General features: G+C 62.3%; 21 protein-coding genes, 2 tRNA genes and 1 pseudogene. 9 read left to right on the top strand and 15 right to left on the bottom strand.

Going from position 1 to position 25,986, the window contains the following annotated elements:
* A pseudogene (locus AC1DTQ_RS15145) lies at positions 1–2,500 on the bottom strand (hypothetical protein); the annotation flags it as partial.
* A gap of 430 nt (positions 2,501–2,930) precedes the next feature.
* On the opposite strand from AC1DTQ_RS15145, the gene AC1DTQ_RS15140 reads away from it, so the two are divergent.
* A complete protein-coding gene (locus AC1DTQ_RS15140; protein ID WP_477850606.1) occupies positions 2,931–3,629 on the top strand; it encodes a response regulator transcription factor in 699 nt (232 codons plus the stop codon).
* 196 nt (positions 3,630–3,825) lie between these two features.
* Here the strand turns inward: AC1DTQ_RS15140 and AC1DTQ_RS15135 are convergent, their stop codons facing one another.
* Positions 3,826–4,152, bottom strand: a complete 327-nt coding sequence (locus AC1DTQ_RS15135; RefSeq protein ID WP_477850605.1) for a hypothetical protein — start codon at positions 4,150–4,152, stop codon at positions 3,826–3,828.
* 132 nt (positions 4,153–4,284) lie between these two features.
* Here AC1DTQ_RS15135 and AC1DTQ_RS15130 point away from each other — a divergent pair, with 132 nt between their 5' ends.
* The 8 genes from AC1DTQ_RS15130 (at position 4,285) to dxs (ending at position 14,023) form a co-directional block, all read left to right on the top strand.
* Entirely contained in the window at positions 4,285–6,477 is a 2,193-nt protein-coding gene (locus AC1DTQ_RS15130; RefSeq protein WP_477850604.1) for a TonB-dependent siderophore receptor, read from the top strand.
* Between the two features lie 38 nt (positions 6,478–6,515).
* Positions 6,516–7,736, top strand: coding sequence for a PepSY-associated TM helix domain-containing protein (locus AC1DTQ_RS15125; RefSeq protein ID WP_477850603.1), 1,221 nt, complete (start codon positions 6,516–6,518; stop codon positions 7,734–7,736).
* Positions 7,737–7,971: 235 nt separating this feature from the next.
* The gene (locus tag AC1DTQ_RS15120; protein ID WP_477850602.1) at positions 7,972–8,184 is read left to right on the top strand and encodes a hypothetical protein; all 213 of its coding nucleotides are present in this window, start codon (positions 7,972–7,974) and stop codon (positions 8,182–8,184) included.
* Positions 8,185–8,348: 164 nt separating this feature from the next.
* Positions 8,349–8,885, top strand: coding sequence for a lipocalin family protein (locus AC1DTQ_RS15115; protein WP_477850601.1), 537 nt, complete (start codon positions 8,349–8,351; stop codon positions 8,883–8,885).
* 56 nt (positions 8,886–8,941) lie between these two features.
* Complete coding sequence (locus AC1DTQ_RS15110; protein ID WP_477850600.1) at positions 8,942–9,418, top strand: LEA/WHy family protein; 477 nt, start codon at positions 8,942–8,944, stop codon at positions 9,416–9,418.
* A gap of 51 nt (positions 9,419–9,469) precedes the next feature.
* Positions 9,470–11,260, top strand: a complete 1,791-nt coding sequence (locus tag AC1DTQ_RS15105; protein WP_477850598.1) for an acyl-CoA dehydrogenase C-terminal domain-containing protein — start codon at positions 9,470–9,472, stop codon at positions 11,258–11,260.
* A 131-nt stretch (positions 11,261–11,391) separates the two neighbouring features.
* Positions 11,392–12,045: an HNH endonuclease gene (locus AC1DTQ_RS15100; RefSeq protein ID WP_310089919.1), complete on the top strand. Its 654-nt coding sequence runs from the start codon at positions 11,392–11,394 to the stop codon at positions 12,043–12,045.
* Between the two features lie 67 nt (positions 12,046–12,112).
* Positions 12,113–14,023 (top strand): 1-deoxy-D-xylulose-5-phosphate synthase, encoded by a 1,911-nt coding sequence (gene dxs, locus AC1DTQ_RS15095; RefSeq protein ID WP_477850597.1) that lies wholly within the window; start codon positions 12,113–12,115, stop codon positions 14,021–14,023.
* Between the two features lie 9 nt (positions 14,024–14,032).
* Here the strand turns inward: dxs and AC1DTQ_RS15090 are convergent, their stop codons facing one another.
* From AC1DTQ_RS15090 to uvrB, 13 genes are all read right to left on the bottom strand, one after another.
* Entirely contained in the window at positions 14,033–15,001 is a 969-nt protein-coding gene (locus AC1DTQ_RS15090) for a TraB/GumN family protein (protein ID WP_477850596.1), read from the bottom strand.
* A gap of 163 nt (positions 15,002–15,164) precedes the next feature.
* Positions 15,165–15,635, bottom strand: a complete 471-nt coding sequence (locus AC1DTQ_RS15085) for a cupin domain-containing protein (RefSeq protein ID WP_477850595.1) — start codon at positions 15,633–15,635, stop codon at positions 15,165–15,167.
* Between the two features lie 84 nt (positions 15,636–15,719).
* Positions 15,720–15,796, bottom strand: a tRNA-Pro gene (locus tag AC1DTQ_RS15080).
* An 85-nt stretch (positions 15,797–15,881) separates the two neighbouring features.
* The gene (locus AC1DTQ_RS15075) at positions 15,882–16,238 is read right to left on the bottom strand and encodes a MerR family transcriptional regulator (protein WP_093281672.1); all 357 of its coding nucleotides are present in this window, start codon (positions 16,236–16,238) and stop codon (positions 15,882–15,884) included.
* Positions 16,231–16,533, bottom strand: a complete 303-nt coding sequence (locus AC1DTQ_RS15070) for an integration host factor subunit alpha (RefSeq protein WP_310089915.1) — start codon at positions 16,531–16,533, stop codon at positions 16,231–16,233. Before AC1DTQ_RS15070 ends, AC1DTQ_RS15075 begins: the two co-directional genes overlap by 8 nt.
* 19 nt (positions 16,534–16,552) lie before the next feature.
* A complete protein-coding gene (gene pheT, locus AC1DTQ_RS15065) occupies positions 16,553–18,958 on the bottom strand; it encodes a phenylalanine--tRNA ligase subunit beta (protein ID WP_477850594.1) in 2,406 nt (801 codons plus the stop codon).
* Between the two features lie 27 nt (positions 18,959–18,985).
* Positions 18,986–19,981 carry a phenylalanine--tRNA ligase subunit alpha gene (gene pheS / locus AC1DTQ_RS15060; RefSeq protein ID WP_477850593.1) on the bottom strand — a complete coding sequence of 332 codons (996 nt, stop codon included), beginning with the start codon at positions 19,979–19,981 and terminating at the stop codon, positions 18,986–18,988.
* A gap of 240 nt (positions 19,982–20,221) precedes the next feature.
* Entirely contained in the window at positions 20,222–20,581 is a 360-nt protein-coding gene (gene rplT, locus AC1DTQ_RS15055) for a 50S ribosomal protein L20 (RefSeq protein WP_162350154.1), read from the bottom strand.
* Between the two features lie 10 nt (positions 20,582–20,591).
* Positions 20,592–20,789: a 50S ribosomal protein L35 gene (gene rpmI / locus AC1DTQ_RS15050; RefSeq protein ID WP_162313420.1), complete on the bottom strand. Its 198-nt coding sequence runs from the start codon at positions 20,787–20,789 to the stop codon at positions 20,592–20,594.
* Positions 20,790–21,073: 284 nt separating this feature from the next.
* A complete protein-coding gene (gene infC / locus AC1DTQ_RS15045; protein ID WP_477850592.1) occupies positions 21,074–21,652 on the bottom strand; it encodes a translation initiation factor IF-3 in 579 nt (192 codons plus the stop codon).
* A gap of 2 nt (positions 21,653–21,654) precedes the next feature.
* A complete protein-coding gene (gene thrS, locus AC1DTQ_RS15040; RefSeq protein WP_477850591.1) occupies positions 21,655–23,556 on the bottom strand; it encodes a threonine--tRNA ligase in 1,902 nt (633 codons plus the stop codon).
* A gap of 168 nt (positions 23,557–23,724) precedes the next feature.
* Positions 23,725–23,799, bottom strand: a tRNA-Val gene (locus tag AC1DTQ_RS15035).
* Positions 23,800–23,927: 128 nt separating this feature from the next.
* Positions 23,928–25,961 (bottom strand): excinuclease ABC subunit UvrB, encoded by a 2,034-nt coding sequence (gene uvrB / locus AC1DTQ_RS15030; RefSeq protein WP_477850590.1) that lies wholly within the window; start codon positions 25,959–25,961, stop codon positions 23,928–23,930.
* Positions 25,962–25,986: the final 25 nt, after the last annotated feature.

Genomic DNA, 25,986 nt, shown 5'->3' with positions numbered 1-25,986 from the left:
ACACTGCCGTGCCGCTGCCCGGGTTMACGGACTTGTTGACCGTGATTCTGGGTAGAACGGGGTTGGTCGTGGTGCAGGAGACGCAACTGCCGGTATTCGTGGTCACGCTGTTGCTGACCGAAGTGGTCGCCGCCGCGTCGACTGTCGCCGTATAGACGAAGGTGTGCGTGCCAATGGCCGCGCCTGCGTTCAAGGTGCAGGTAATCGTTTGGGCTGTAGGCGTGCAGCCGGCGGGTACGGTGCCGATGGTGAGGCCAGTACCGAGCACGTCGGTCAGCACTTCTGCCACCGTCGTGGTCGCATTGGCCACATCCACGGTGAGCGTGTAAGTCAGCGTGTCGCCGACCGACACCGCCGTGCCGCTGCCCGGATTCACGGACTTGTTGACCGTCACTCTGGGCAGGACCGGATTGGTCGTGGTGCAAGAGGCGCAACTGCCGGTGTTCGTGGTCACGCTGTTGCTGACCGAAGTGGCGGCGGTGGCGTCGACTGTCGCCGTATAGACAAAGGTGTGTTGGCCGATAGCCGCACCTGTATTCAAGGTGCAGATGATGGTTTGAGCCGAAGGCGTGCAGCCGGCGGGTACGGTGCCGATGGTGAGGCCAGTACCGAGCACATCGGTCAGCTCCACGTTGGCAGTAGTCGCAGCATTGGCGACGTCCACGGTGAGCGTATAGGTCAGCGTGTCGCCCACCGATACCGACGTGCCGCTGCCCGGGTTCACGGACTTGTTGACCGTGATTCTGGGTAGAACGGGGTTGGTCGTGGTGCAAGAGACGCAACTGCCGGTGTTCGTGGTCACGTTGTTGCTGACCGAAGTGGTCGCCGCTGCGTCGACTGTCGCCGTATAGACGAAGGTGTGTTGGCCGATGGCCGCACCTGTATTCAGGGTGCAGACGATCGTTTGGGCCGTAGGCGTGCAACCGGCGGGTACGGTGCCGATGGTGAGGCCAGTACCGAGCACGTCGGTCAGCTCCACGTTGGCGGTGGTGGCGGCGTTGGCGACGTCCACAGTGAGCGTGTAGGTCAGCGTGTCGCCCACCGATACGGCGGTGCCGCTGCCCGGGTTCACAGACTTGTTGACCGTCACTATCGGAGTCAACGATGTTGTCTCGGTACAATCGTTACCGGCGGCGGCGCAATTCACGCCGTCGACGGTGACCGCGTTGGCGATGGCCGTGACATTCGCGGGCAACGGAGTCGCGACCCGCACAACGAAGCCGAGCGTAATGCTGCCACCGGCCGGAACGTTGGCCGTCGCTGTGTTGGGACAGTTGCTGCCGGTGCAGGTGAAGTTGTTGCCCGTCGCCACCGAACTGGTGTTGGCAGGCAGCGTTTCGACCACATCCCCCGCGAACAGCGTCGCGACCGAACCGCCCGTGTTGGCGATCTCGATCGCATAAGTCAGCGTATCGCCGGGCGCCACGGTTGCGCCCACAGTTGCTGGGGCGCCATTGATCTGCGCCAGCGATTTGATTACCGAAAGAGCAGGTGGAGCGATGGTGGGGAACGCGCAAGAGGCCAGGTCTCGCGAGGCGACTGCCGTGGTGGGCACCGTCGGCGTCAATATGCCAGTCGCCGGATCGAAAGCGTAATAGCGGCTCGACGTGCCGTTGTCGGCAACGTACAGCTTGCCGTCGTCAGCGAAAGCCACACCTGCCCAGTCGATCGTACTGGGCGAACCGTTGAGCAAGGGGCGGGTCTGGCGCACAGCTTGCAGCCCGACGCTGAAATCGATCCGGTAGAGGTCTTGTCCTGCGGACAGCCAGCCCGCGCCGCCGCCATCGAAGGCGATGTCGCCGGAACCTTGACTGGTAGGCGCGACGTCGTACGACATTTGCCCGATGTTCTGGACCGTATAACCGAAACTGCCGGGCGTCGGATCCGCGGTTATCCGCCATACTTCCGGCGTCAACGTTCCGCCTGCGATCATGTAGCCGATGCCGGCAGGGGTCATGCCCGCACGTGGGAAGTCGGGCGACGCGAACGGCGCCAGGGCCTGATACCAGCCGCCGTTAGCGGAATCGTAAGCCCACAGAATCGTGTTGGATCCCGAGCGGGATACGAATAGCAACCGATTGCGAACCGGATCGACCATCAGGCCGTTAAGGCCACCGGCGACGGTGAAGTCGAGATCGGTTGCGAAGGCGTCGTTGCCGGCACTCGGCTCGTAGCGCGAGATCCGCACGCCGTTGACGATGCTGAAGACCGGCTTGTCGACGCCGACGGGACAGAAGTCGTAGTCCACCGCGGCGGGCGTCACGCTAATCAGGGCGTTGTCGGCCCGCTCGCAGGTCGGGTTCGTGGCCACGTCCGAACAGGTCAGCCCAGTGGGATTGACGATGCGCGCGACGTTGTCGACCGAGGTCTGCGCGAATGCCGATTGCGCGGTCACCAATAGGAAGGCGCACAGGAGGGCGGAGTTACGAAGCGTTTCGCCCAGCAACACGCTCAGCTGCCGCACGCGCGAGGCATGGCCGCCATAGATCGATCGATTCATTCCACCACTTCCCCGCTTCCCTGGCTTGATCTGCCGCGCGTAGGCGGTCAGTCGGCAGCGCCGGCTCAGCCATGCGCTCCATAGGGAAAGGCGAACGGAATTACCCCAGATCTAGATAGTGATGCAGGCCTGCATCCGCAGAAGCCTTCCCCTTGGCGCGCACTTTATGCAAACACTGTGATGGATTACACGCACCGTAACTTTCTGAAACTCACCAATACTCATCTTTCTGCTATAACTAGTCCGACGCGTTATTCGGATTACATCGAAGCAAATGGGGATTTGACAAAGCGCGTCCGTGCGGTACGCCAAGGCGTAATCGCACCAAATTAGGGAAGAAAGAAAAACTTTCTTAAAAGAAAAGTTTTTCTTAATCGTGGATTGGCCGAACGTGCACTGCGCGGACGTCGCCGTATGCAAGGGGGGCCTAATGGCCAGCGCTGGACAATGGATACTCGTGGTCGAAGACGACCCGGGAATTCGTGACGATATTCTGATTCCGGGTTTGGAAGTGGCGGGCTACAACGTGGTGGGTGCCGGCAGCGCCGCCGAGGCCTACCGCAAAATGCTCACGCATGATTTCTCTTTATTCATTCTCGATATCAGCCTGCCGGACGAAGACGGCCTCACCGTAGCCCGCCATCTGCGGACGTTGACCGATGCGGGGATCGTGATGCTCACGGGCCGGTGGCGAAAGAAAGTCGACCGTATCCGCGGTTTGGACGACGGTGCCGATGTCTACGTCACCAAGCCGATCGACATCGACATGCTGACCGCCACCGTGCGCAGCCTGCTCCGGAGGTTGGGGCAACAAAAAAACGGACGTTCCAAAGGAGCGCTACCGGCCTGGAACTTCAATATGGACGGCTGGAACCTGGCCTCGCCCGGAGGGACCAGCGTCCGCCTGACCCGGCCCGAAAGACTCGTCGTCAGCATGCTTGCGGCTTCTCCCGGCCAGGCCGTAACCCGCGACCACATCATTTCCAGACTGGCGCAGGACATTCACGATTTCGATCCGCATCGGCTCGAAATGCTGATCCACCGGCTGCGACGAAAGGTGTTGTCCGCAACCGAAGAGCCCCTGCCGCTGAATGCGGTGCGGGGTGTCGGCTATGTCTTCGCACCTTGATGGTGCGCATTGCGCCGCTGGTCTTAGCCTTGTCTCGGGACAAATGCTCGCCTTGATCGCAGAAGCGGATTTCATGCGAAGTTGATTGATCGCCGCGACGCCGCTTATTGCAGCCTGGTTCGAAGCATTTTCGCCAAGCGCAGATGTCGCCCGGCCCGGATAGCCGCATAGACTTCGCCCGTGCCGCCCCGGCCGATCATTTTCTCGATCCGCCAGGCTCCCAAACTAGTGCCCCGACCAACGATGGATGGGCTTCCCGCATATCGGCCGCATGCGGCGCAGTGTCCGGCACGCCCGGAGCATCGTGCGAACGCAGCAGCTCCTCTATCTCGTTGCGCAGCTCGGCATCGTCGCCACAATTACGTTCCAGGAAAGCGGCGCGCGCAGTCTTTACGCAGTCATACATCCGTGCCTTCCAATGGCCGGTATCCAAACACGGGCCAGCGCTGAAGTCGGTTTCCGATTCGATGCGTGCGGCGATGGCAACGGTCGTCGGTATCGACGAACCGGTGGGGACATCCATGTTGACTGATTCAGCGTAGAGGCTGCGAGCAGTCACGCGATAAAGCACCAAAGGGGTTGAAATCTTAGACCTTACTAATGATAATGATTATCATTAGTGATACCAGAATTCTCTCAAAGACAACCCGTCCTCATGCAACCCACCCCCAACTCAATCGTCGAACGCCACCTTCCCTTCGCACCCACCCTCCTCCGCCGTACCTTGCTCTCGCAATGCCTGATCGCGGGGCTGTGGGCGCCGACGACTGTCCTTGCCGAAGACTCGGCCTCGCAAACCAACGCCACAACGCTGCAAGCGGTGGAGGTGAAAGGCGAAGTCGAGGGTTACGTGACCGAGCACAGCGGCGTGATGAAGACCGACGCGCCGCTCAACGAAATTCCGCAATCGATCACGGTCATCAGCAAGGAACAGATTCGCGACCAGAACGCGCAGACCATGCAGGAAGTATTGCGCTATACCGCCGGCGTGCGCTCGGAAATGTACGGGCTGGACAATCGCGGCGACTGGTTCACGCTGCGCGGCGGCAGCGAGGGCTCGGTATTGCTGGACGGTCTGCGCGTGCCGCTCACCGGTTGGTACGGCGTCGTCCGCAACGAACCTTACGCCTTCGAACGCATCGAAGTGCTGCGTGGTCCGGCCTCGGTGATCGCAGGACAGAACGGCCCGGGCGGCGTGGTCAATCTGGTGTCCAAGCGACCGCAGCAAACGGCGCAGCGCGAAATCAACGTGCAAGTGGGCAACGATAACCACAAGCAGGTCGCCCTGGATCTCACCGGCCCCTTGAACACCGAAGGCACGCTGTTCTATCGCCTGGTCGCGCTGAGCAAGGACAGCGGCACCCAGGTCGATCATGCGGACGACAAACGCACCTTCATCGCGCCGTCGCTGACCTGGAAACCCAACGCCGACACCACGCTCACGGCCTACGCCGAATACCAGAAGGACGAAACTGGCAACACCAACGCCTTCTTCCCCATCGTCGGCACGCTCACGTCCGCCCCGCACGGCAAGATCCCGTACGACACTTTCATCAGCGAACCCGACTGGGATTACTACGGCGGCACGCGTAAGCGCGCGGGCTACGAATTCGAACAGAAGCTAGGCGACCACTGGACCCTGCGCCACCATCTGCGCCACGACGACATCGACGGCAAGATGCGCACCATGTACGCCGCCTGGTGGGAAGGCTTCGTCGACGCCACCGGCGCAGCGGATCCCAACGGCACTTATCTAAACCGCTTTTGGTACTTCACCGACGACACCGCGCGTATCAGCAACGCGGATCTGCTGTTCGAAGGAAAACTGACATTCGGCCGCACCCAGCACACATTGCTGTTCGGCGTGGACGCCATGAACTCACGCATGCATCAGACTTCCTGGGGCGATGGTTTGGCCACTCCTCTGGATGTGTACAACCCGGTCTACGGCACCTTCCCGCTGCCCGCATATTTGGACACCCCGGCTACCGACACCGTTACGCGCGTGCGCAACGTCGGCGTGCTGGTCCAGGATCAGATTAAGTTCGACGACCGTTGGGTCCTAGTAGCTGGCTTACGCCACGATCGGGCGAAGACGGACACCTTGGTTACCTATGAAGGTACGCGGACGCCATCGCGTATCGAAGATTCGGCGACCAGCAAAAATCTTGGTCTTGTCTATCTTGCCGATGGCGGCTGGTCGCCTTACATCAGTTATTCCGAATCGTTCGAACCGTTGGCCGGCACCGATTTCTTCGGCAATACTTTCGAACCCAAGCGCGGCGAGCAAGCCGAGGTTGGTGTGAAATGGTCGCCGGACGATGGCCGGATTACTGCAGCTGCAGCGGTCTACAAGCTCAAGGAAAAAAACCGGCTCACCACCGACCCTGATCCCGAGCATCCTAACTCCTCCATCCAAAGCGGCGAAGTCACGGTGAAAGGGCTGGAGCTGGAAGTCGCGGCCAACCTTTCGGCCTGGGATTTGATCGCCAACTACACTTATATCGATGCGTACGAGACCAATGTGGGCATGCAACTTAGCGGCATCCCGAAGCATTCTGCTGCGGTGTGGGCTCTACACAAGTTCGACGGCTATGGCTTGGCCGGGCTGAGAGCGGGCGCAGGCGTGCGCTACGTCGGCAAGACCAGCGACGGTATCGACGTGACCATCACTCCCTCCACCACGCTGCTGGACTTGATGCTGTCCTATGAAACCGGCCCGTGGCGGCTGGCGCTGAACGTCGCCAACGCGACCGATAAAACCTATATCGCCACCTGCCTGGATCGTGGCGATTGCTGGTTCGGCACCAAGCGCAAAGCGATCGCGACCATCGGATATCGCTGGTGAGCCGCGTGTCGTCCGCGCCGGAAGGGTAAGGAAAACGAATGCGCCAGTCCTTCGTCCTATTGCATCGCTGGTTCGGTTTGTCCATCGCCGTGTTCCTGTTCGTATCGGGACTGACCGGCGCGGTGATCTCTTGGGATCACGAATTGGACGAGTGGCTCAACCCCGACCTTTACCATTCTGCAGGCGTGGGCGAGCCGCAATCCGGCCTGGCCCTGGCGTCGAAAGTGGAAGCGGCCGACCCGCGCATTCGCGTGACCTACGCTCCATTGGCGGTGGAACCAGGACATGCGCTCAGCCTGTCCGTCGAACCGCGCGTCGATCCCACCAGCGGCCAGTTGTACGACGTCGACTACAACCAGGTCGCGCTCGATCCGGTGACCGGCGAAGTACAGGGCAAGCGCATGTGGGGAGCGGTGTCCCTGTCGCGCGAGAACTTGCTGCCGTTCCTCTACAAGCTGCACTACAGCATGCACATACCTGATGGTTGGGGAATGGAGCTTGGCGTGTTGTTCATGGGCATCGTCGGCATCGTCTGGGCGATCGATTGCGGGATCGCGCTGTGGCTTTCGTTCCCGAACCTGCGCGCCTGGCGCAAGTCGTTCGCATTCCGCTGGCGCGAGCGCGGCTACAAACTCAACTTCGACCTGCATCGCTCCGGTGGCGTGTGGGTCTGGTTGTTGTTGCTGACCCTGGCGATCACGTCGGTATCGATGAATCTGGGGCAGCAGGTGATGCGGCCGCTGGTGTCGACGTTTTCGTCATTGACGCCGTCGCCGTTCGACACCCGTACCCCCGCTCCGCTGGAAAAACCGGTGGAGCCTTCCATCACCCGGGAACGCAGCGTCGAACTGGCTGTTGCCGCCGCCCGCACGCGTGGCTGGCAGGCACCCGCCGGCGCGGTGTTCTATTCGCCCATGTACGGCGTGTACGGCGTCGGCTTCTTCTCGCCCGGGCAGGATCACGGCGACGGTGGGCTCGGTAATCCCTGGCTTTATTTCGACGCGCGCAGCGGGCAGCCGGCAGGCGCGGAGATACCGGGCACCGGTTCGGCCGGCGATATCTTCATGCAGGCGCAGTTTCCCCTGCATTCGGGCCGGATCATCGGAGTGCCAGGCCGGATATTGGTTTCATTGATGGGCCTTCTGGTGGCGATGCTGTCGCTGACCGGCGTGCTCATCTGGGCGAAAAAACGTGCGGCCCGGGTCCGCTCGTCGGCAGTGCGCAAACTGCGTCCCCCGCAGTTGGCCAGCGATATCTAAGCATGTTACCCGGTCGATCCAGCGCTATGACGATGCGGATTTCCGCGTCCTAACCGGTCTATCCCACAGTCAGACAATTCCTACACCGTGCCGCGCCTTCTCCCGACTGTCGTGCGCTCGCGGCGCGGGCATTCTGTTCCTGCGATGGAGTCGCCGTGATGCACAAGGAATAGAGTGCCGCGTTCAACCCACAGTAGAAGCCACGGTGCGCTTCGCTGGAACCGGATACTTGGCCATGACTCGCTCCCTGTTGATGCTCCGTCCTTCGTACGAGGGTTGGAAACTGATGGACGACGGCAAGCCCGTTTTCTGGTTCCCTGAGAAGTCGGCCGCGTTGGCGGTCGCCAACACCATCGCCGAGGCCCGACACACCTTCTCCAACAAACCCACTGGCGTGGAAGTGGAGAGCGAGGGGCAGGCCCCGGAACGGGTCAGCAGCTACGGCTGAACCGGCCAAGCAGGCACGTCTAAGGTCGAATGCGGAGTCCTACCTAAAATTCATAGGAATCAGCCGCTTGGCCTATTCCGCGGGTTGCAGCTTCGGTACAACAACTACTTTACACATCGCCTGCGCCGGGCAAATAAGCTGCACTTCCCAATGCGGAGCAGCGTATGCATCGTCACAGTGCCCTGCTTTTGCTTCTGGCCTGCTTCGCGCCTGCCGCGCACGCCGCCAATCCCGTTACCTCGGTGCCGGAGATGGATATCTCCCGCTACGCGGGCCAGTGGTACGAAATCGCCCATCTGCCAATGTCGTTCCAGGACGAATGCACGGGCGAAATCACCGCCGCTTACACGCTGCGCGAGGACGAACTGATCGGCGTGCGCAACGCCTGCCGTACCGCCGACGGGGAAACCAGCGTCGCCGAGGGCGTCGCCCGACAGGTGAAAGGGCATCCGGGCCGCCTGGAAGTGCGTTTTGCGCCCGACTGGCTTTCGTGGATGCCCTTCCTCTGGGCCGATTACTGGGTGATCGATCTGGACCCGGGCTACACCTGGGCGGTGATAGGCGAACCCGGCCGCGACTACTTGTGGGTCCTTTCGCGCGAACCGGCCATGGACCGGGCGCTGTTCGAACAAATCAAAGCGCGGGCCGTCGCAATGGGCTACGACCTGGGCCCTCTGATCGTGGCCGCCCCGCTGCGGTAGAGGTTCACGCCATACGCCGTAGTATCCTTGCCCATCGCATGATCTGAGGAATGGGCATGAAGGGTGTCGCGCGCGGGGTTTCGCTCCTGTTGTTTCCCCTTTTCCTGGCCGCGTGCAGCGGCGGGCCGGTCCGACGCGTGTCGGAACCCGCAACCAGCATCCAGCAGCTGACCGTCAATGCCGATGGCAGCTGGTCGCTGGACTTGCGCCTGCAGAACTACAGCAGCATCCCCATGCGCTTCGATAGCGCCGAGCTTGCCATCACGGTCGGCGGCCAGGCCGCAGGGACGCTGCGCGCCGCGCCGGGGATTTCCATCGGCCCGGAATCTGCGGATGTGGTCACCCTGCCGTTCAAGCCGTCCGCCGAAGCACGCATGGCAATCGCCGACGCGCTGGCCGGCAGACACTCTCTGGGCTACACGCTGAAAGGCAAGTTGCAGGCAGTGCCTGACGAAAAAAAATCCCGCTCGTTCGACATCGATTCGCGCAACACGCTCAATCCCGTCCCGGGTTTGGACGGCGTACTGCGCTGAGCGAACCTGCGGCGCGTTTTTCTTCTTTCCCATGGAATCTCTTTCCCGAATATGAGCACCTACAAAGCCCCGCTGACCGATATCCGTTTCGCTCTCTACGACGTGCTGGGCGCGGAAGCCCTGTTCGCGAAGCTCGGTTACGGCGATGCCACGCGCGATGTTCTGGATGCCGTGCTCGACGAAGCCGCGCGCTTCACTGAAACCGTATTGGCCCCGCTCAACAGCGTTGGCGACGAGATCGGCTGCGGCTTCGACAAGGCCACCGGGGATGTCACCACCCCGCCCGGCTTCCAGCAGGCGTATACCCAGTTCATCGAAGGCGGCTGGACGGGCCTGACCGCGGCGCCGGAACACGGCGGACAGGGCCTGCCTCATGCCATGGGCGTACCGCTCAACGAGATGATCAATGCCGCCAACCTGGCGTGGGGCAACTTCCCGCTACTGTCGCACGGTGCGGTGGAGGCATTGAGGCAGCATGGCGAAGACTGGCAGCGCGAAGCCTTCCTCAAGCCCATCGTCGACGGCCGCTGGACCGGCACGATGTGCCTCACCGAACCGCATTGCGGCACCGATCTGGGCCTGCTGAAGACCCGCGCCGAACCCAATGCCGACGGCAGCTACGCTATCAGCGGCACCAAGATCTTCATCACCGCCGGCGAGCACGACCTGACCGAAAACATCGTGCACCTGGTGCTCGCAAAACTGCCCGACGCGCCGCCCGGCGCGAAAGGAATTTCTCTATTCGTCACGCCCAAGTTCAAGGTCGCACGCGACGGCAGCATGGGCGAACGCAACGCGCTGCGCTGCGGCTCCATCGAACACAAGATGGGCATCAAGGGCTCGGTCACCTGCGTAATGAATTTCGACGGCGCTGAAGGCTATCTGGTGGGCGAGCCGCACAAGGGCCTGCTGGCCATGTTTACGATGATGAACACCGCACGCCTGGGCGTGGGGCTGCAGGGCGTGGGCCTGTCCGAGCGTGCTTACCAGAATGCGCTGCGCTATTCGCTGGACCGCCTGCAGACGCGTTCCTTGAGCGGCCCCAAATTCCCGGACAAACCCGCCGATCCGATCATCGTGCACCCCGACGTGCGTCGCATGCTGCTGACGGTGAAATCGCTAGTCGAAGGCAGCCGCCTGCTCGCCCTGCATGCGGGCACCCTGATCGACGTTGCCCATCATGCGGAAGATGCGGCAGAACGCGAACAGGCCGACGTGCTGGTGAGTTTCCTGACCCCGATCTCCAAGGCCTGCCAGACCGAATGGGCCATCGAGAACACCTACAACGCGCTGCAATGCTTCGGCGGTCACGGCTACATCCGTGAACACGGCATGGAACAGCTGGCGCGCGATGCGCGCATCACCACACTCTACGAGGGCACCACCGGCATCCAGGCGCTGGATCTGATGGGGCGTAAGACTGCTTCGACCAAGGCCGCTGGCCTGAAACTGTTCCTCGCCCAGATCGAGGCATTCGCAAAGGAACACGAAGGCGACGCGTCGCTGGCCGAGTTCATCCTGCCTTTGCGCCAGAAAGCCGCGGAATGGGCCACGCTGACCCAAGGCGTTCTGCAACGTGCGGCGGGAAATCCGGAGGAGATCGGTGCTGCCAGCACCGATTACCTGTTCTACTCCGGCTATGTCGCACTGGCCTATTGGTGGGCGCGCAGCGTGGCCGCCGCGGAGGCTTCCGCGCATAGCAACGCGTTCAAGCAATCCAAGCGCGAGACCGCCCGCTTCTATTTCGCTCGCATCCTGCCGCGCACCTTGGCCCATGCCGCGGCCATCGAATCCGGCGCGGCGCCGCTAATGGCGATGGATGCCGAACGTTTCGGCGCCTGAACCTGTAGGAAGCGGGCCTTGCCCGCGACGCTTTTGGTTGGCCGAAAAGCGTCGCGGGCAAGGCCCGCTCCTACAACAGTAGGCTGAGCGATACACAAATCATCAACATTTAGGTATAACCTGTTTCCCCGATGGAAGCAGACCCAGCTCAGCTTCACCGTATCGGCGCCAGATCCCCCGCGATCCCGGCCCTACTTGCGTCGCACCCTGCCTCCCGCTCCAATACCGTACGCCTGTTGTCGCTGGACGCGCATGGCCGCGTGCTGGACTGGATCAACTGGCAGGACGCGACCTGCCTGTACGCGCGCGACGCCGTCGCCTGGACCCTGGGCGACCCCTGTCTGCGCGTGCATGGCGGCACCAGCCGCATGACCGGCGAACAGAGCGTCATCGAACTCCACCCCATCGTCGCCTCACGCGGCCATGCGCGCTCGCACGCCTTGTCGCCCACGCCCACGCTGACCAACACCGCGCTGTTCGCCCGCGACGCGCAGTTGTGCCTGTACTGCGGGCATGAGTACTCGCGCCCCAGCCTCACCCGCGACCACGTGCTGCCGCTGTCCAAAGGCGGGCGAGACACCTGGGAAAACGTGGTCACCGCCTGCTTCCACTGTAATTCCCGCAAGGCCAACCGCACCCCGCAACAGGCCAATATGCCGCTGCTGGCGGTTCCGTACCGCCCCAGTTGGATCGAGCACCTGATCCTCTCCAACCGCAATATCCTGGCCGACCAAATGGCTTTCCTGAAGGCGCAACTGCCCAAGCGTTCCAAGCTCTCGGCCTGAGCCCGCGCCTGAACCAGGATTGTCGGATTGCTTGCCCCTCCCACGGATGCGGAGGAAAATGTTGCAAATGATCGACCCCACCCGCTATCCCCGCCTTTCCCGCATCAATCTCCCAGCCGACCTGCGCCAGTTCGACGAATCCGAACTGACCGCGATCTCCGACGAATTGCGCGCCTACCTGATCGAGTCGGTGGGCAAAAGCGGCGGCCATTTCGGCGCCGGTCTGGGCGTGATCGAACTGACGGTCGCCCTGCACTACTTGTACAACACCCCGGACGACCGCCTGGTGTGGGACGTCGGCCACCAGACGTATCCGCACAAGATCCTGACCGGCCGCGGCGACCGGATCCACACGGTCAAACAGGCCGACGGCGTCGCGCCTTTCCCTAAGCGCGAAGAAAGCGAGTACGACACCTTCGGCGTCGGCCATTCTTCCACTTCGATCTCCGCTGCGCTGGGTATGGCCATCGCCAACGCGCAAGCCGGCAACGATCGCCGGGTGGTAGCGGTGATCGGCGACGGTGCGATGACCGCCGGCATGGCCTTCGAGGCGCTCAATCATGCCGGCGGCATGGAAGATCCGGAACCGAACCTGCTGGTGGTGCTCAACGACAACCAGATGTCGATTTCGGAAAACGTCGGCGGCCTGACCAAGATGCTCGGCCGCATCAGCAGCAGTCGCACGCTCAACGCGCTGCGCGAGGGCGGCAAGAAACTGCTGGGCGACAAGCGCAAGCCGCCGGCGCGCTTTATGCGGCGCTGGGAAGAGCACTGGAAGGGTATGTTCGTGCCGTCCACGCTGTTCGAAGAAATGGGTTTTCATTACACCGGCCCTATCGACGGCCACAACGTACCCGCGCTGGTCAGCGCGCTGAAGACGCTGCAGACCCTAAAAGGTCCGCAGCTGCTGCACATCATCACCACCAAAGGCAAAGGCTACGAATTGGCCGAAGGCGACCAGATCGGCTATCACGCGGTCGGCCCGTTCGATCCCGAAAAGGGACTGATCAGCAAGGCGGGCGCGAAGAAGCCGACCTACACCGACATCTTCGGCGACTGGTTGTGCGACATGGCCGCGGCCGACCCCAAACTGCTGGCCATTACCCCGGCGATGCGCGAGGGCTCGGGCCTGGTGCGTTTCAGCAAGGAATATCCGCAGCGCTACTTCGATGTGGCCATTGCCGAGCAGCACGCGGTGACTCTGGCCGCTGGCATGGCCTGCGAAGGCGCCAAGCCGGTGGTCGCCATCTATTCCACTTTCCTGCAGCGCGGCTACGACCAGCTGGTGCACGATGTGGCTATCCAGAAACTGGACGTACTGTTCGCCATCGACCGAGGCGGCGTGGTCGGCCCGGATGGCGCCACCCACGCCGGCAATCTCGATCTGAGCTACCTGCGCTGCGTGCCGCACATGGTGGTGATGGCGCCTGCCGACGAGGACGAGTGCCGCAAGATGTTGAGCACCGGCTTTCAATTCCAGGGGCCGGCAGCGGTACGTTATCCGCGCGGTACCGGCCCGGGCGCGGCTATCGAGGCTTCGCTCGCCACGCTGCCGATCGGCAAGGCCGAAGTGCGCGCGCATGGTTCGCGCGTCGCCCTGCTCGCCTTCGGTGCGACCGTGCCCGCGGCGCAGCAGGTGGGTGCGGAGTTGGGACTGACGGTGGTCAACATGCGTTTCGTCAAACCTCTGGACCGCGCGCTGATCCTTGAGTTGGCGACGAGCCACGAAGGTTTCGTCACCATCGAGGACAACGTGGTGATGGGCGGTGCTGGTTCCGGCGTGGCCGAGCTGCTAAATGCAGAGAATATCCAACTGCCCATTCTGCATCTGGGTCTGCCGGACGATTTCCAGCATCACGCTAGCCGCGAACAACTGCTGGCCGAGGCTGGCATCGACGCCATCGGCATCCGCGCGGCCGTGCTTGAGCGCTGGCCGTCGTTGCTGGAAACGGAAGCTGTTCGCAGTCTCGCAGGTTAGCGCTGCCGGCTAAAGCGGCGCTTCCACCGTATAGCCCTTCGCCTGCAGGTACGAAAGATAGCCATTCGGCTTCAGCAGTTCGGCTATCGGCAAGGTCGCAAAGGTGATGCGATTCTTTTGTAGCGCCTCCTCCGCCATCTTCAACCAGTGCGCCCTGACCTGAGCCTCCACGTCGCTCATCCCACGTTTTTTGGCGAACTCCCCGCTGGTCAGCGCGGCGATGCAAGCGCCGGCCTGTCGTTCCGATGGCAATGCGCGCAGCGCATCCAAATCGCCCACCGACCAGGCATTGGCGCGATCGACCATGACCGGAATGTCGTTCTCCACTCTGTCCAGCGCCGAGCGGAAGCATTCGACATCGTTCACGCCTTCCCTGGTGAAATCCTTGATTGCCGCCTTCGGGTCGCTGATGGTGATCTTCAGCGTGGTGGGCGTGATTTTCATTTTGCGCCGTTTCAGCACGCCTTCGATCACCGGCGTGACCACAGGCTTCTGGCCAAGGCCGGCTTTACGGTTGGCCTCTGCGTACAGTTCGTTGGCCACCACTAGCGGCCGCTTCTTCTCGATGCCTTTGTCCCTGCCGAAGTATCTTGGCTTCAATGCGGTCCATCTCGCATAGACATCGGCGGGCAGCACCTCCTTGAGCGTCTTGCCATCCGGATTCTTGCTTGCCTTCAGCGCGGAGGGCAGCAGCATCAGACCCTTGAATACGCCTATATCCGCGTCGATCGTCAACCCGGGCGGACCAAGCACCTGATCCGAAAGTTCCAATAGCGACTCGACTTCTTCGGCCTTCCAGCTAATGCCGCTAGGCAGCGGCGACAAGGTTCCCAAAATCCAGAGTCCGTGATCGCCCTTGGATACTTTCCACAATCCGGGACCGGGCTGCACTCCGGTCACCACCATCGTTTCCAGTTCCAACACTCCCTCCCTGTCGACGCGTTGCGCAGGAACCGTTTCGTTCGGCGATTGCGCCATCGCGGGTAAAACCAGACACAGGGAAGCAAGCAAAACGAAGAGAGGGAAACGCATGGATGCTGGCTTGTGTGGGTAGGACCAGGACAAGATTAGCCGCAAGCCCGCGCCTAGTGGATGACAGGCATCGGCCGCGGCGTGCCTGCGTTCAGTGTCACCTAGACCGTCAGGAAGCCAGGCCGCCGGCAGCACGCAACTCGTCGGCCAGCGGACTCTGCTCGTCCAGCATCTCCAGTCCGCTCCACACGAATCCGGGCGAAACCGAACAGTTCACCAACGAGTAGTCGCCATGGGTGCGCGCGCTCTGCCAGATGCCCGCCGGAACGACCTGCAACAGCTGTCCGCCGCGTACCGAGGTATCCAGTTGCGCGCGGCTGAGCGTGCGGGCACTGGCGTCGTACATCAGCAACTCCACGGCGCTGCCTTCCTGCCAGTCCCATATCTCGACGGCATCGACGCGGTGCCAGCGGCTGCGGACGCCTTCGGTGAGCAGGAAATGGATCGAAGTGATCGCAGGCCGAAGCACGCCGTTCTCCATCACCTGTTTGGTGGATTCGTAGACGCGCTTGTAGTGGCCGCCCTCGGGATGCGGCGACAGTTCCAGCGAACTGATCAATTCGAGCGCGCGCGGGTGCATACGACCATCCTAGTCCAACGCGGCGGAGTATCGCGCAATAAAAAACCCGCAATGGGATGCGGGTCTTTTTTTGTGTTTTCGCGTTGGTCGGGACGGCCGGATTTGAACCGACGACCCTCTGCCCCCCAGGCAGATGCGCTACCAGGCTGCGCTACGCCCCGAACTGACACGAATCCCCGCCTTGGCGGCGGGGCGGCAATTATAGCCGCATTTCAATATCCCTTCTCCCACCGGGAGAAGGAAAAGCTAACGACGCAGCAGCTGCAGGATCTCTTCCAGCTCCATGCGCACCTGCTTGACGATCTGGTTGCTCAGCGCCGATTCCTGCTTGGCGCCCTCGCCTTCCAGACGCAGACGCGCGCCGCCGATGGTGTAACCCTGCTCATACAGCAGGCCGCGGATCTGGCGCACCATCAGCACATCGTGGCGCTGGTAGTAGCGACGGTTGCCGCGGCGCTTGACCGGCTCCAGGCTGGGGAATTCGGTTTCCCAGTAGCGCAGGACATGGGGCTTGACGTCGCACAGCTCGCTGACTTCACCGATGGTGAAATAGCGCTTGGCGGGAATTGGCGGTAGCTCGCGGTTGCTGCCCGGATCAAGCATGGTCGACTCCGGCGTAGGCTTCCACACGCTCCTTCAGCTTCTGCCCCGGGCGGAAGGTGACCACGGTGCGCGCGGAAATCGGAATTTCCTCGCCGGTCTTGGGATTGCGGCCGGGACGTTGGTTCTTGCGGCGCAGGTCGAAGTTGCCGAAGCCGGAAAGCTTGACCTGGCGGCCCTGCTCCAGCGCCTCTCGCAGTACATCGAAGTACGCGTCAACGAATTCCTTTGCCTCGCGCTTATTCAGCCCGACTTCGTCGAACAGGCGCTCGGACATCTCCGCTTTCGTCAGTGCCATGCATCGCTCCCCTTGCCCATCATCCGCGGATCCTTGCGTCGTGGTCACGTTCTATCGCGGCAACCACCCCGGACACGACGCCTTCCACATCGCGGTCGGTCAGAGTGCGTGAGTTGTCCTGTAAAATCAAGCCCATAGCCAAGCTCTTTTGACCAGATTCGACCCCCGCGCCAACATAGCGGTCGAACAGCACTAGATCCCGCAGCAGCGGCCCTACCGCGGTACGAACGGTGGCGGAAATGGCCTGCCAAGGCACTTCATCGGCGACGACGAACGCGAGATCCCGGCGGACGGACGGAAAGCGCGAAAGCTCCGTCGCTTTCGGCAATGCACGCAGGGTCAAGGGCGCCAGGTCCAGCTCGAATCCGATTACCTCGACATCCAGGTCCAGCGCGCGTTGCAAGCGCGGGTGCAGCTCGCCGATCCAGCCGATGCAATGCCCGTCGCGGAACACGTCAGCCGAGCGGCCCGGATGACCGTAAGGGTTCTGCGAAGGGCGATATTCCAGCACCGCGCCGGATGCGGCGGCCAGGCTGTCGAGGTCGCCCTTCAGGTCGTGGAAATCCGCCTTGCGCGCCTTCTCGCTCCAGTGCTCCGGTCCGGCATTCCCATGGATGGCAGCAGCGATGCGCTGTGTCTCAATGGGCGCTGCGTCAGTGTTGGCGGCGAATACGTTGCCCAGCTCGAACAGGCGCACGCGCCCGGCTTGTCGCGCGACGTTGCGCTGCAACGCGGAAACCAGCCCGGGCAACAGGCGCGTACGCATCACGCCGAGTTCGGCGCTGAGCGGATTAGCCAGCGGGACGGCGTTTTCGGTCGCGCTCCATTGCTCCAGCAGTCCGGCGTCCACGAAAGCATAGTTGACCGTTTCCAGGTAATCACGCGCGGCTAAATGGCGGCGCACGCTGGAAGCCTCCAGTTGTGTTTCCGTCGGCGCAGCGATACGGGTAGCACCACCCGGCAGCGTGGTAGGTATGCGGTCGTAGCCATGGATGCGCGCCAGCTCTTCGATCAGGTCCTCTTCGATGGCGATATCGAAGCGCCGACTGGGAGACACGACTTTCCATCCCGCATCATCGGCTTCGACCTGCATGCCGAGCGCCTGCAGGATGCGCTCCACGTCCGCGTCTGCGATTTCGATTCCCAGTACGCGGCCGATGCGGGCGCGACGCAGCGTGATGCTGGTCGGCTTGGGCAGATGCTCCGGCAATACGGCTTCCACCACTGGACCAGGCGAACCGCCGGCTAGTTCGACCAATAGCCGCGTAGCCACCTCGATGGCTTGCCGTGGCAGTTCCGGATCCACCCCACGTTCGAAACGATGGCCGGCGTCGGTGTGCAGACCGAGCTTGCGTCCGCGGCCGATGATCGCGGAAGGAATCCAGTGCGCGGCTTCGAGGAACACGTTGCGCGTCGCATCGGTCACACGAGTGTCGTACCCGCCCATGATGCCGCCAAGCGCGACCGCGCGACCGCCGATGCCGCCCTGGCTACTGTCGGATACCACCAGGAAATCTTCGTTGAGCAGCACCGTGCGACCATCGAGCAGTTTCAGCTCTTCACCAGCACGCCCCTCACCACCCTGCGCATGCCGCACCACGATGGGACCCATCAGCAGATCGCGATCGAAGGCATGCATCGGTTGCCCGAGTTCCAGCATCACGTACTGGGTCACGTCGACCAGAAGGCTGATCGGTCTAACGCCGCTACGACGCAAACGCTCGGCCATCCACACGGGCGTGGCGACGGCGGCGTTCACCCCTTCGATCACGCGTCCGACGAAGCGCGGCACTTTGACGCCGGCCTCCAGTTCCACCGCAAGCGCGCTGTCGTTGAGCGCCGGCATGGGCGTCGCGTCGAACGCGACCACTTCACTGCCGCAGGCCGCGGCCACGTCGAAGGCGATGCCGCGCACGCTGAAGCAATCGGCGCGGTTGGGCGTGAGCTTGATCTCGATGCTGGCATCGGGCAGCGAGAGGTACTCGGCGATGGGCGCGCCGATCGGTGCATCGTCCGGCAGCTCCAGCAGTCCGGAGGCGTCGGCGTCGATGCCCAGCTCCTTGGCCGAACACAGCATGCCGTTGGAGTCCACGCCGCGCAGCTTGGCCGCCTTGATGGTGATCTCGCCGACCACCGTGCCGACTGTCGCCAGCGGCGCGACCAGTCCTGGGCGGGCGTTCGGCGCGCCGCAGACGATCTGCAGCAGCTCGCCCTGTCCGGCATCGACCTTGCAGACCTGTAGACGATCGGCTTCGGGGTGTTTGGCGCATTCCACGATGCGCGCCACGATCACGCCGGCCAGCGATTCGCCGAGCGCAGTGACTTCCTCGACCTCCAGGCCGATGGCGGTCAGCGTGGCGGTGAGTTCGTCGCGCGAGGCGTCGGTGGGGACGTGGCTGCGCAGCCAGTTTTCAGAGAACTTCATCGAGGGTTATCCAGGAGTTCCAATGGATCAGGCGAATTGCCGCAGGAAACGCACATCGTTCTCGAAGAACGCGCGCAGGTCGTTGACGCCGTAGCGCAGCATGGCGAAGCGTTCCACGCCCATGCCGAAGGCGAACCCGGTGTAGCGCTCCGGGTCTATACCGCAGCTCCTGAGCACGTTCGGATGGACCATGCCGCAGCCCAGCACTTCCAGCCAGCGTGTGCTGCCATCGGGCTGCTGCCAGGCGATGTCGACTTCGGCGCCGGGTTCGACGAACGGGAAATAGCTGGGGCGGAAACGCATTTCGAAATCGCGCTCGAAGAACGCGCGCACGAATTCGGCCAGCGTGCCCTTGAGGTCGGCGAAAGTGGAATGTTCGTCGACCAGCAGGCCTTCGACCTGGTGGAACATCGGCGAATGGGTTTGGTCGCTGTCGCTGCGATAGACCTTGCCGGCGGCGATCATGCGCAGCGGCGGCGCGTGTTCGCCCATGTAACGCACCTGCACGCCGGACGTATGCGTGCGCAGCAGGCGTCCATCGCCAAAGTAGAAGGTGTCGTGCATGGCGCGCGCCGGATGGTGCGGCGGGAAATTCAGCGCCTCGAAGTTGTGCCAGTCGTCCTCGATTTCCGGACCGTCGGCCAGTTCGTAACCCAGCCGACCGAAGATGTCGGCGATACGTTCCAGCGTGCGGCTGATGGGATGCAGGCCGCCGCGCGTGGGGTTGCGTCCAGGCAGGGTGACATCGATGCTTTCGCCGGCGAGGCGGGCGTCCAGAACCGCGTCTTCCAGCAAAACCTTGCGCGTCGACAATGCGCTGGCGATGGCGTCGCGCGCCACGTTGATCGCTTCACCAGCGGCCTTGCGCTGATCGCCCGGCAAGGTGCCCAACTGCTTCAACTGCGCAGTGACGCTGCCGTTCTTGCCCAGCAGGGCTACGCGTAAGGATTCGAGCGCGTCGGGCGACTGCGCGGTGGCGATGTCGGCCAACGCCTGAGTGGACAGTGATTCGATATCGCTCATTCGTTCACAACCCCGGAAAAACTAGTATTCGTCATCCCAGCGCAAGCTAGGATCCATTTTGATCTTGCTGTTTACGAACGGCCCGGAGCCAGAGCAAAGTCAAAATGGATTCCAGCTTGCGCTGGAATGACAGCTAAAAAGCCTGGAAGGACGTCGTAAAAAACAATGGGGAAGGACTTGCGCCCTTCCCCACGTGTTCGGCGATGGATTGCCAGTGTTGCTTTGGTGGAGATCGCTGGCTTACGCCGCGAGTGCGCTCTTGGCTTTTTCCGCCAAAGCCGCAAAACCCACCGAATCGTGCACGGCGATATCAGCCAGCACCTTGCGGTCCAGGGTGATACCGGCCTTCAGCATACCGTTCATGAAACGGCTGTAGCTCAGGCCATTCATGCGGGCAGCCGCGTTGATGCGGGTGATCCACAGCGAACGGAAATTGCGCTTCTTCTGCTTGCGTCCGATATAGGCGTACTGACCGGCCTTGATGACGGCCTGGTTAGCGACGCGGAAGACCTTGCGGCGGGCGTTGTAGTAGCCCTTCGCGAGCTTCAGGATTTTCTTGTGACGGCGGCGCGCCGTTACACCACGTTTGACTCGTGCCATTGTTCAGTCCTCAGAGATACGGAAGCATACGATCCAGACGCTTGGAGTCTTCGGCACGAATGATGTTCGTTGCACGAAGGCCGCGCTTACGCTTGGTCGACTTCTTGGTGAGGATGTGGCTCTTGTTGGCGTGGCCAGCCTTGTATTTGCCGGAAGCGGTCTTCCGGAAACGCTTGGCCGCCGCCCGGTGGGTCTTGATCTTGGGCATTGCGGTGATCCTTGTTGGTTTCTGTAACTGACCCGGGCGGCAACTCTTGTTGCGCTTTCCATCCATGCCCAATGTCGGCTTGTAAGTCGTTGAATCTGTTAGGAAATAAACGACAGGTCCTGTGGCTGCGAGCAGCCGCCCGGATGACCGGGCCGCGTATTATGCCCGCGACGGCTTTTCCTTGCAAATCAGAGGGGTTACGCCCCTTCCCCATCGGCCGGAAAATCAAAAAGGACGCCATGTGGCGCCCTTTCCCGATCAGCCGAGCCTTTCGGCCCAGAGGATCACTTCTTCTTAGGCGCGATCATCATCACCATCTGCCGCCCTTCCAGGCGGGGACGCGATTCGATCACGATCTCGTCGCCGAGCTCGGTTTCGATGCGCGTGGCCATCTCGCGACCCAGCTCCTGGTGGCTCATTTCGCGGCCACGGAAGCGGATGTTGATCTTGACCTTGTCGCCTTCTTCCAGGAAGCGGCGGATATTGCGCATCTTGATCTGGTAGTCGCCCTCATCGGTGACCGGCCGGAACTTGAGTTCCTTGATCTCGACCTGCTTCTGCTTCTTCTTGGCGGCATTGGCCTTTTTCTGGGCTTCGAACTTGAACTTGCCGAAGTCCATGATGCGGCAAACAGGCGGATCAGCCGTGGGCTGGATCTCGACCAGGTCCATGCCGGACTCCTCGGCCAGCGCCAGCGCGGCATCGCGCGACAGCACGCCCACCATTTCGCCATCTGCACCGATCACACGCACGTTGGGTACGCGGATCTCGCTGTTCTTGCGGTTTTGCTTGTTATCGGGGGTACTGATTGTTGCAATCTCCCAAGGGATACATCCATGCCGACCCCGTGGGGGTCGGGACATTCTTACGCCGCTTGCTCAGCGCGCAGGCGCTCGGCGAAGGCGGCGATGCTCATTGTGCCTAAATCTTCACCCGAGCGCGTGCGCACGGCGATGGCCCCATTCTCCTTCTCGCGGTCCCCGACCACCAGCAGGTAAGGCACCCGCTGCAGCGTATGCTCGCGGATCTTATAGCCGATCTTCTCGTTGCGCAAATCGGAAGCGATCCGGAAGCCTTGATTTGCAAGGGTTTTCTGGACTTCAGCCACGTAGTCGGCCTGGGCGTCGGTGATGTTCATGACCACCGCCTGGCGGGGGGCCAGCCAGGCCGGGAAGGCGCCGGCATGGTGTTCGATCAGGATGCCGATGAAGCGCTCCATCGAGCCGACGATGGCCCGATGCAGCATCACCGGGTGCTGGCGCGCGGAATTCTCGTCGATATAGCCCGCTCCCAGCCGCTCCGGCATCATGAAATCGACCTGCATCGTGCCCAGCTGCCAGGTCCTGCCGATGGCGTCCTTGAGGTGGTATTCGATTTTGGGACCGTAGAACGCGCCCTCGCCCGGCAACTCCTGCCATTCCACTCCGCACACGCCCAGCGCCGAACGCAGCGCGCCTTCGGCCTTGTCCCAGGTGGTGTCGTCGCCCAGGCGCGATTCGGGGCGCAGGGCGATCTTGATCTGGATCTCTTCAAAGCCGAACGCCTTGTAGACCGCCAGTGCCTGCTGGTGGAAGGCGGTGACTTCGGCCTCGATCTGGTCCTCGGTGCAGAAGATGTGGCCGTCGTCCTGGGTGAAGCCGCGCACGCGCAGGATGCCGTGCAGCGCGCCCGAAGGTTCGTTGCGATGGCAGGCGCCGAATTCGCCGTAGCGGATCGGCAGGTCGCGGTAGCTGTGCAGGCCCTGGTTGAACACCTGCACGTGGCCCGGGCAGTTCATCGGCTTCAGCGCATAGGTGCGCTTCTCCGACTCTGTGAAGAACATGTTTTCCTTGTAGTTGTCCCAGTGGCCGGACTTCTGCCACAGCGACACGTCCAGGATCTGCGGGCAGCGCACTTCCTGGTAGCCGGAATCGCGATAGACCTTGCGCATGTACTGCTCGACCACCTGCCAGATGGCCCAGCCGCGCGGATGCCAGAACACCAGCCCGGGCGCTTCTTCCTGCAGGTGGAACAACTCCTGCTGCTTGCCGATCTTGCGATGGTCGCGCTTGTCTGCTTCTTCGATGCGCAGGATGTAGGCATCCAACTGTTTCTTGTCGGCCCAGGCGGTGCCGTAGATGCGCTGCAACTGCTCGTTCTTCGCATCGCCGCGCCAGTACGCGCCGGAGATGCGGGTAAGCTTGAACGACTTCAGGAAACGGGTATTGGGCACGTGCGGGCCGCGGCACATGTCCACGTATTCCTGGTGGTAATACAGGCCCATCGCGGTTTCGTCGGGCATGTCGTCGATCAGGCGCAGTTTGTATTCCTCGCCACGCGCCTTGAACACTTCGATCACTTCCGCGCGCGGCGTGACTTTCTTGACCACGTCGTAGTCCTGTTCGATCAGCTCGCGCATGCGCTGCTCGATAGCGGCCAGGTCTTCGGGCGTGAACGGACGTTCGTTCCAGATGTCGTAGTAGAAACCTTCGGCGATGACCGGACCGATCACCATCTTGGCTTCGGGAAAAAGCTGCTTCACCGCATGGCCGACCAGATGCGCGCTGGAGTGGCGGATGATCTCCAGCCCCTCCTCGTCCTTGGGCGTGATGATGCGCAGGGAGGCGTCGTGGTCGATACGGTCGCTGGCATCCACCAGCTTGCCGTCCACTACGCCTGCCACTGTCGCCTTGGCCAGTCCGGCGCCGATGGACTGCGCCACTTCCATGACGCTGACGGGGTTTTCGAATTCGCGGCGGCTGCCGTCGGGGAGCGTGATCGTAATCATTTAGTCAGTACCAGATACGAAAAAAGGCGCTGCGCGCCTTCGATACACCAACGGAAGAGGCGGGCAGAGAAGTCAGCAGGGGAAGTTGGTAGTGCTCATGTCGCACGCTCGACGGCCGCTCGCCGCCACCTCTGGATTATGTCGTTGCCGAAGCCACGCTCTGAAGCGTGGTGGGCGGTACAGGGTTCGAACCTGTGACCCCTACCATGTCAAGGTAGTGCTCTACCGCTGAGCTAACCGCCCGGTATGCCCCGAAGGGACGCTTTCAGGGGCGCGCATCATAACATCCGGGCCGGCGTTGCGGAATCGGGCCCATTGCAATTTCTGGCCGACCGACCGGTTTCCGCAGCCGTTGACTCAGGTCGCCAGGATCAGATGACCAGGCTGGCGTCCTTCAGCCGGTGGATCTCGTCGCGCAGGCGCGCAGCATCCTCGAATTCCAGATCGCGGGCGTGCTGGTACATCTGCTGCTCCAGCGCCTTGAGTCGTGCGGCGATCTGGGCCGGACTGAACGAGGCGTAGTCGGGCGCCTCCTCGGCCACGCGCCTGCCCTTGCCGCGACCACCTTTGCCGCCCTGGCCTCCCTCGTTGGCCGCGTCGCTGCGCGCGCCTTCCAGGATGTCGACGATGGGTTTGGCGACCGAAATGGGGGTGATGCCGTGTTCGGCGTTGTATTCCACCTGCTTCTCGCGGCGGCGATTAGTCTCGTCGATGGCGGCCTGCATGGAGTTGGTGATCTTGTCGGCATACAGGATGGCCTTGCCGCGCAGATTGCGCGCGGCCCGGCCGATGGTCTGGATCAGCGATCCGCGCGAACGCAGGAAACCTTCCTTGTCCGCGTCCAGGATCGCCACCAGCGACACCTCCGGCATATCCAGGCCCTCACGCAGCAAGTTGATGCCCACCAGCACATCGAACTTGCCCAGGCGCAGGTCACGGATGATTTCCACGCGCTCCACCGTGTCCACGTCCGAATGCAGATAGCGCACCTTGACCCCGTGTTCGCCCAGATACTCGGTCAGGTTTTCGGCCATGCGCTTGGTCAGGGTCGTGATCAGCACGCGGTCGCCCATCGCCACCCGCAGATTGATCTCCGACAGCACATCGTCGACCTGCGAAGCCACCGGGCGGATTTCCACTGGCGGGTCGATAAGCCCGGTCGGCCGCACCACCAGTTCCACCAACTCTCCACCCGATTCCCGCAATTCGTAGGGGCCCGGAGTCGCGGACACATAGATGCTGCGCGGCGAACGCGCCTCCCACTCCTCAAACTTCAGCGGCCGGTTGTCCAACGCCGACGGCAGTCGGAAACCGAACTCCACCAGCGTTTCCTTACGCGAACGGTCGCCCTTGTACATGGCGCCGATCTGCGGAATGGTCACGTGCGATTCGTCGCAGACCAGCAACGCGTCGGGCGGCAGATAGTCGAACAGCGTCGGCGGCGGCTCGCCCGGCGCTTTGCCAGTGAGGTGGCGCGAGTAGTTCTCAATGCCGTTGCAGAAACCGACTTCGGCCATCATCTCCACATCGAACTGTGTCCGCTGCGCCAGGCGCTGCGCTTCCACCAGCTTGTTCTGCGCGTACAACTGCTCCAGGCGCTCCTTCAACTCGATCTTGATCGTGTCGATGGCCGCCAGCACACGGTCGCGCGTGGTCGCGTAATGGGTCTTGGGGTAGATGGTGAACCGCGGCAGCTTGCGCAGGGTCTCGCCGGTCAGAGGATCGAACAGGGTCAGGTTCTCGATCTCGCCGTCGAACAACTCGATCCGCAGCGCCTCGATGTCGGATTCGGCCGGGAAAACGTCGATGACCTCGCCCTTCACCCGGAACGTGCCGCGATGCAGTTCGTATTCGTTACGTGTGTACTGCAGGTCGCTCAGCTGCCGGATCAGCTGGCGCTGATCGATGTGCTCGCCGCGCGATAGGATCAGGCGCAGCGACAGGTAGTCCTCCGGCGCGCCCAAGCCGTAGATCGCCGAAACCGTGGCGACCACTATCGTGTCGCGACGTGAGAGTAGTGCTTTGGTCGCAGCCAAGCGCATCTGCTCGATGTGTTCGTTGATCGAGCTGTCCTTCTCGATGAAGGTGTCCGATGACGGCACGTAGGCTTCCGGCTGGTAGTAATCGTAGTAACTGACGAAGTACTCGACCGAGTTGTTCGGGAAAAAAGCCTTGAACTCGCCATACAGCTGTGCGGCCAGGGTTTTATTGGGCGCCATGACCAGAGTCGGCTTCTGCACCGCCTGCACCACATTGGCGATGGTGTAGGTCTTGCCGGAGCCGGTGACGCCCAGCAGGGTCTGCTTGGCCAGACCGGACTCGAAGCCCTCGATCAGCTTGGCGATCGCCTGCGGCTGGTCGCCGGCGGGGGAATAGGAAGAAACGAGTTCGAAACGATCGGTCATGGCGGGAATTCTGCGGCGATTGGCC

Source organism: Pseudoxanthomonas sp. P4_B2 (assembly GCF_056402315.1).
Note: the sequence above shows the minus strand (reverse complement) of the source record. Positions and strands in the feature narration are given on the sequence as shown.